The following is a 5,188-nucleotide window of genomic DNA, read 5'->3' as shown; positions in this document are numbered from 1 at the left end:
GAAAATCGGAGGACTCCTCCTCCCGACGTTCGAAGGAGAATACTGCACAATAATAACCCGCTCCGGGAAGAGGTTCAGGGGGACGCTCCTCCTCAAGAACCCGAGCGTTCACGTCAACAAGGACGCCGGCAAAAAGGAGCGCAAGGAGGAGAACATGTACATCCGCCTCGATGCGGAGGTCGAGAAGAAGGAGGACACCGAGAAGCTCGGCATAAGGCCAGGCGACTTCATAGCCTTCGACCCCAAGTTCGAGTACGTTAACGGCTTCGTGAAGGCCCACTTTTTAGACGACAAGGCGAGCGTCGCGGTGATGATTGACCTCCTCCTTGACCTGGCGGACGAGCTTGAAAAGCTCCCCGTGGCGTTCTTCTTCTCGCCCTACGAGGAGGTCGGCCACGGTGGTTCTGCAGGCTATCCGCCAACGACGAGGGAGCTCCTCGTGGTTGATATGGGCGTCGTCGGTGAGGGCGTTTGCGGAAAGGAGACGGCCGTTTCGATAGCGGCGAAGGATTCGAGCGGCCCCTACGACTACGAGATGACGACAAAGCTCATCGAGCTGGCGGAGAAGAACGACATACCGCACGTGGTCGACGTCTTCCCCTACTACGGCTCCGACGGTTCCGCCGCTTTGCGGGCCGGCTGGGACTTCAGGGTTGCGCTCATCGGGCCCGGCGTTCACGCCAGCCACGGAATGGAGAGGACGCACATCAAAGGACTGCTCGCGACGAAGGAGCTGATAAAAGCGTATATTGAGGATAAGTTTGGAGTTTGAAGCAAAGCCACCTCTAATTCCTTTTTTTTTCAAAAAAAGAAAGTTGGAAAAGCTTCACTCAATCTTCGCGCCGCAGACTGGACAGAACTTCGCGCCCTCTGGAACGATATGGCCGTTGGGACAGCGTTTGATTTCGTGGCCGCAGTAGGGGCAGAAGCGCGCCCCCGGTGGAATGGGCTTGCCACAGTAGGGGCATATCTCCTGCTGCTGGCCGGTCTGCGCAGGTGCCACTTGTCCCTGCTGTGGTGCGGGGGGAGCGGCATAGGGCTGCGCCGGGGGGGCCTGCTGGGCCGGTTGCTGGAAGAGCTGGGGAACGAGCACCATTCCTGTTCCCATTCCGGCTCCGGGACTCTTGCCGAGCTCCGCCGCGACCTGCTTTACAGTGTCCATCTGCATGACGTACTGCGCGTTGCCCGTCTGCATGAGCCAGAAGAGCCTCTGGCGCCACTCATCGGTGGTGTTAACCCCTTCAATCTTCACATCTATCAGCTCGAGGCCAAGCCTCCTGAAGTCCTCCATGAGCTTTACCTTCACCTGGGTGCTCACCATGTCGAGGTTCTGGAAGAGGTCGACGATGGAGTAAGAGGAGAGGTGCTTCATCATGCCCTCGTTGAAGTAGGCCCTTATGAACTTGGTAACGTCCTGGGCGTCGTAGAGGCTCTGGCCGCCGACAACTTCGGTTATGAAGAGAACCGGGTCGGCGACCTTGAACCAGTAGACGCCGTAGTACTTTATCGGGGCCAGCTCCCTCGTCTGGGTTTCCCCGCCGTAGCGCCCCTGAAACTGCTTCATGCTGACGAAGATTACCGTCGCCTTGAAGGGACTGTTGCTCCCGCCGACCAGCTTGTACAGGAGCGGCAGGTTCTGGGTCGTCAGCGTGTGCCTTCCGGGGCCAAGAATGTCGTAGATTTTGCCGTCGCGCATAAACACAGCGACTTCGTACTCGTGGACTATCAGCTGGGCGCCCCACTTTATGACCTCGTTCGGGTAGCGCCAGATTATCTCGTCCTCTCCGGGGTTCACCCATTCTATGACCTGCACCATCTCACTCACCCGCCGCGAAGCTCATCCTCTGGCCCAAAACCTCCTCGAAGTTCACGAGCTTGTCGTCAAGGTTCAGAACCGCCATGCCCAAAGCTTGAGGGTTGGCAATCTGAGCGTTCAGGTTCTTCGCCTCGCTGAGTATCCCCTCAGCCAGCTCAATCATCTTGGCGTCGTATTCAAGCAGCCTCTTCAGCTCTTCCTCCCTGAACTTTATTCTGTCGAAGTAGCCGCGGTAACCTGCCTCGGCGTGGAGAACCCTGCTGTGGAGCATCATGAGCTTCTTTCTGAGGTTTTCAATGCCCATCAATTGCTGGCAGTTCACCATGGCACACCTCTGAAGGGCCCTCTCAAGCTCCCGCTTTGCCTGGGCTAAAAGGTCGGCGACCTTCCCCCTGATGAGCCTGTCGTCTTCCCTGAGGAGCTCCTTCTTCTTGTAGCCGTGAAAACCGGGAACCAGGAGTTCAAGCTTCTCAACAATCGAGGTTTCCTCTCCCATCTTATCACCTCAAATCGGCTGGAAGTAGAGGTTTCCGGAGCGACCCTTCATGACCTCGCTCACAATCCTCTTCCTCACGGCACCTTTTGAAGCTATTCCCCACGCCCCAACGCCGCCGGGGATTATGCCGCCGAGGAGTCCCAATCCGGTTCCGTAGGCGGCGGAGGCTATTATTCCCAGCACAAAGCCGGCCCCGAGTACGCCCAGGGCCATCATGCTGGCCCTCTTCCTCGCACCGCTCATGAGCGGGTACTCCGCGGAGATGACCCTTCCGTCGGTTCCGTCAACGTAGCCCCAGTATTCGTTTCCGCCGTATTCGTAGCGCAGCTCCCAGAGGGGATAGTGGACGAGTCCGAGGTAACGAACCTCAAGGTCTAGCTCGTCCTCGCTCACCCTCTTGTCCTCCTGACTGGCCTCCCCCTTCAGTGCGTTTATCAGCGCGACCCTGGCGAGTTCTTCGGCCTTCTCCTTCGGGACTTCTGGCTCGTAGTAGTGACCCTTCTTCACAACCGCCTCGTCAAAGAATATCTTGCCCCGTATGGGGAATGGATAGCCCTCGAGGAGCGTCTTGAAAGGTGAACCTGCCGGAATCCCCATGAACTGGACTTCCTCAACGGTCGGCCAGAGCCTGCTCCTCCCGTGCAGGTAGAAGAAGTAAACCGGAACCCAGTGGAGTTCCTTCTTGGTAACCTTCGCGTCCACGATGTCGGCGGGGGCACCGTACTGCCTTGAGAGGAACTTCAGCAGAACACCACCGGCGTCCTTTTTCATCGGCGGGAAGAAGAAGTGCTCGCCGGTTTCCTTCGTGTGGACGTGGAAAGTCGTCCCGCAGTAGGGGCACGTGGCGACCTCAACGGTGTCGGGAACCTTGAAGGTCGCGGAGCAGGTGGGACAGGTTACCTCCACTTCAACCACCCCTCTCAACGCGCTGGCCCTCGAGGACTTTGAAGCCGAAGTAGCCGCTCAGGATTGAGCCGAGTCCTATCGCTATTCCGCTCAGCGCGTAGGCGCTCACTGCGGCACCGTAGGCACCGCCGATTGCCCCGATGAGGATTCCGAGGGCGACGCCCCCCATGTACTCCGCCCTCCTCAGTGTGGACATAGGCTCCGTTGAGGCGACCCTTCTGCCGTCCCATCCTGCGAAAACCGAGTGGTATATTGAGTTCTCGAACTTGTAGTAGACCGTCCACATCGGAAGGAGAACGAGACGGACGTTTTCGGGTTCGTCTGCCCTCACGTCAAAGCGGTCTATCCTGTCGGCTTTGCTGGAGTAGCGGTTTCTTATCACATCAATCGCGTCCTCACGCATCATGAGCTTCGCCTGGTTTTCATCAATTTCGGTGTTCAGAATCTCAAGCTTCAGCCTCTCCCACTCCCCTTCCCCGAGTTCAACGAGCGGCTTCTCATCGGGTCTCGTCTTCGAGTAGTGCCGGACGAGGTCGTCAACGCCGAAGCTCTGAATCTGCCGGCGGGCGGAGCCTATAAGCCTGAGAACCTCGTCAACGTAGTCGTGGTAGTGCCTCTCAACGGTGTGGCATCTCGTCTGGGTGTTGCCCTGGCTGTCGGTGTAGGTCTCGCACTCCTCCTCGCGGACGGTGTAGTCAACGTCGCCTTCAACGTGAACGTTGCCGACCCAGTAAGGGGTGTAGTAGCCCTCAACGTCGACAATCTCTATCGAGTCCTTTATGCGTTTGAGGTCAAAGTCGTGCTCAACGCTCCTCCAGAAAGCCTGAGCAACCGCGTTCTTGTTGAGCGAGGGGACGAGTGTGATGTTCTCAACGGTCATGTTGCCGCTTATATGGTTGGGATAGCCGCAATAGGGACAGACGGCGACTATCGTTTCGGGGGACACCTCGAGGGGCGCCCCGCAGCGTTCGCACCTATACACCTCCATACGGACCCCTCCTTTATACTACGAGCTTAACGTATTTAAGCCTATTCGCACTCCTTAGAGATTCTTCAGGAAGGGGCTTTAATCCAACCTGTGGAATAAGTTATGAACTATCCGGGCTTTACTCTACACATTTCGTTGCATCAATAAACAAATTTGGTTATCTTGGAATCAGACCGGGTAATTTTAAATTGAATTGGAAATAGTATAATGTACCACCCAATACATTGAATATTTTAAACTTAAAGATTTAAAAATTCAAACCTAGTATGTTTTTACTAACAATAATTTAGTGTGGTGATTGGTATGAACACCATAACCGCGGACAAAGGCATTCAAGGCATTAGCTGGAGAGTTAATCCATTTGAAGAACTTCATAAAATCTGGGCGGAGCTTGTGGGGTTTCACAGTGCCGGAGGACGAACCCACATGGTGGGCAGTGTTGAAGAGGTGCTAGGTTCGATTGTTGAGGTTGAGCTGAATCCGGTTGCGTTTGAAAAGGAGGTAGAGCTTTTTGTAAAGGATGGAACGCATACGCTCTTCGTTGTTCCGGTTGACATTATGGAAGGAATCGAAGGCGCTTACCTGAGGATACTTGACGTGCTGAGGAGGAAACAAAATGAGGAGTAAGCATTCATCGGTCAACGTTCATGCACCAAAGTCAGTCGTTGATTCAATACTGAGCGACCCTGCACAGTTTATAACGAACTGGCCTTACGTTGTTCGAGTTAGAGGCAGAAATCCTGTCGTGGCCGAGATAATGTTGCCCCGTTTCGTCTTCAAGTTCAGGGATACATACGAATTTGAAGTCCATGAGGACTACAACAGCCGTATCTACGAAGGGAAGGGAAAGAGGGGCAACCTGACGGTTGTGATAACCCTCAGGGAATGGCAGAAACATGTTTCAGCAGACGTTAGACTTTCTTACTCCGGTAGGGGCGAGTTCTTCCTCGGGAAAACCCTGGAGATACTCGTCGAGGGGATA

Annotated in this window: 6 protein-coding genes and 1 pseudogene; 3 read left to right on the top strand and 4 right to left on the bottom strand. The window is 55.3% G+C overall.

The genetic code is table 11. The features are described from left to right. Positions 1-772: glucanase (locus tag MVK46_RS05235; RefSeq protein WP_297535591.1), on the top strand; the 772-nt coding region annotated here is incomplete at its 5' end. A 54-nt stretch (positions 773-826) separates the two neighbouring features. Here MVK46_RS05235 and MVK46_RS05230 read toward each other — a convergent pair. Genes MVK46_RS05230 through MVK46_RS05215 form a run of 4 tightly spaced genes read right to left on the bottom strand, consistent with a single transcriptional unit; the run spans position 827 to position 4,206 of the window. Further along, positions 827-1,816 (bottom strand): SPFH domain-containing protein, encoded by a 990-nt coding sequence (locus MVK46_RS05230; RefSeq protein ID WP_297535590.1) that lies wholly within the window; start codon positions 1,814-1,816, stop codon positions 827-829. A gap of 1 nt (position 1,817) precedes the next feature. Beyond that, the gene (locus MVK46_RS05225) at positions 1,818-2,312 is read right to left on the bottom strand and encodes a hypothetical protein (RefSeq protein WP_297535589.1); all 495 of its coding nucleotides are present in this window, start codon (positions 2,310-2,312) and stop codon (positions 1,818-1,820) included. Positions 2,313-2,321: 9 nt separating this feature from the next. Beyond that, positions 2,322-3,218, bottom strand: coding sequence for a hypothetical protein (locus tag MVK46_RS05220; RefSeq protein WP_297535588.1), 897 nt, complete (start codon positions 3,216-3,218; stop codon positions 2,322-2,324). Between the two features lies 1 nt (position 3,219). Then, the gene (locus tag MVK46_RS05215) at positions 3,220-4,206 is read right to left on the bottom strand and encodes a hypothetical protein (RefSeq protein ID WP_297535587.1); all 987 of its coding nucleotides are present in this window, start codon (positions 4,204-4,206) and stop codon (positions 3,220-3,222) included. A 303-nt stretch (positions 4,207-4,509) separates the two neighbouring features. Between MVK46_RS05215 and MVK46_RS05210 the strand changes: the two genes are divergently transcribed. Together MVK46_RS05210 and MVK46_RS05205 are read left to right on the top strand one after the other, a co-directional pair. Further along, the gene (locus MVK46_RS05210; protein WP_297535586.1) at positions 4,510-4,833 is read left to right on the top strand and encodes a hypothetical protein; all 324 of its coding nucleotides are present in this window, start codon (positions 4,510-4,512) and stop codon (positions 4,831-4,833) included. Next, a pseudogene (locus tag MVK46_RS05205) lies at positions 4,823-5,188 on the top strand (hypothetical protein); the annotation flags it as partial. The gene MVK46_RS05210 and the pseudogene MVK46_RS05205, both read left to right, overlap by 11 nt.

This window comes from Thermococcus sp., from assembly GCF_027066465.1.
In the GTDB taxonomy this organism is placed as follows: Archaea; Methanobacteriota_B; Thermococci; order Thermococcales; family Thermococcaceae; genus Thermococcus.
The sequence above is the reverse complement of the archived record's forward strand: the minus strand, read 5'-3'. Positions and strand labels throughout refer to the sequence as shown.

Excerpts from the sequence above, each read along its gene's own strand:
- MVK46_RS05230 (WP_297535590.1), bottom strand. The coding sequence starts at position 1,816 with ATGGTGCAGGTCATAGAATGGGTGAACCCCGGAGAGGACGAGATAATC.
- MVK46_RS05225 (WP_297535589.1), bottom strand. The coding sequence starts at position 2,312 with ATGGGAGAGGAAACCTCGATTGTTGAGAAGCTTGAACTCCTGGTTCCC.
- MVK46_RS05215 (WP_297535587.1), bottom strand. The coding sequence starts at position 4,206 with ATGGAGGTGTATAGGTGCGAACGCTGCGGGGCGCCCCTCGAGGTGTCC.
- MVK46_RS05210 (WP_297535586.1), top strand. The coding sequence starts at position 4,510 with ATGAACACCATAACCGCGGACAAAGGCATTCAAGGCATTAGCTGGAGA.